This is a genomic window from Streptomyces sp. NPDC033165, assembly GCF_055577965.1.
Genome location: NZ_JBVIPK010000034.1, coordinates 1,957 through 3,263 on the forward strand (window position 1 = coordinate 1,957; position 1,307 = coordinate 3,263).

General features: G+C 56.5%; 1 rRNA gene (running past one end of the window). It reads left to right on the forward strand.

The annotated features are described in order from the left end of the window. Positions 1-33 precede the first annotated feature (33 nt). A 23S ribosomal RNA gene (locus tag ACZ5WC_RS33120) occupies positions 34-1,307 on the forward strand (its annotated part continues 1,910 nt past the right edge of the window); the annotation flags it as partial.

Genomic DNA, 1,307 nt, shown 5'->3' on the forward strand with positions numbered 1-1,307 from the left:
TTTGAGAACTGCACAGTGGACGCGAGCATCTGTGGCCAAGTTTTTAAGGGCGCACGGTGGATGCCTTGGCACCAGGAACCGATGAAGGACGTGGGAGGCCACGATAGTCCCCGGGGAGCTGTCAACCAAGCTTTGATCCGGGGGTTTCCGAATGGGGAAACCCGGCAGTCGTCATGGGCTGTCACCCGCTGCTGAACACATAGGCAGTGTGGAGGGAACGAGGGGAAGTGAAACATCTCAGTACCCTCAGGAAGAGAAAACAACCGTGATTCCGGGAGTAGTGGCGAGCGAAACTGGATGAGGCCAAACCGTATGCGTGTGATACCCGGCAGGGGTTGCGCATGCGGGGTTGTGGGAGTTCTCTTGATCAATCTGCCGGTTGGTCGGCGAGTCAGAAACCGTTGGTGTAGGCGAAGGACATGCGAAAGGTCCGGCGTAGAGGGTAAGACCCCCGTAGCTGAAACATCAACGGCTCGTTTGAGAATCACCCAAGTAGCACGGGGCCCGAGAAATCCCGTGTGAATCTGGCGGGACCACCCGCTAAGCCTAAATATTCCCTGGTGACCGATAGCGGATAGTACCGTGAGGGAATGGTGAAAAGTACCGCGGGAGCGGAGTGAAATAGTACCTGAAACCGTGTGCCTACAAGCCGTGGGAGCGTCGCTGTATGTGCTTGCACATGCAGTCGTGACTGCGTGCCTTTTGAAGAATGAGCCTGCGAGTTAGCGGTGTGTAGCGAGGTTAACCCGTGTGGGGAAGCCGTAGCGAAAGCGAGTCCGAATAGGGCGTTTGAGTTGCACGCTCTAGACCCGAAGCGGAGTGATCTAGCCATGGGCAGGTTGAAGCGGAGGTAAGACTTCGTGGAGGACCGAACCCACCAGGGTTGAAAACCTGGGGGATGACCTGTGGTTAGGGGTGAAAGGCCAATCAAACTCCGTGATAGCTGGTTCTCCCCGAAATGCATTTAGGTGCAGCGTCGTGTGTTTCTTGCCGGAGGTAGAGCACTGGATAGGCGATGGGCCCTACCGGGTTACTGACCTTAGCCAAACTCCGAATGCCGGTAAGTGAGAGCGCGGCAGTGAGACTGTGGGGGATAAGCTCCATGGTCGAGAGGGAAACAGCCCAGAGCATCGACTAAGGCCCCTAAGCGTACGCTAAGTGGGAAAGGATGTGGAGTCGCAGAGACAACCAGGAGGTTGGCTTAGAAGCAGCCACCCTTGAAAGAGTGCGTAATAGCTCACTGGTCAAGTGATTCCGCGCCGACAATGTAGCGGGGCTCAAGCGTACCGCCGAAGTCGTGTCATTCC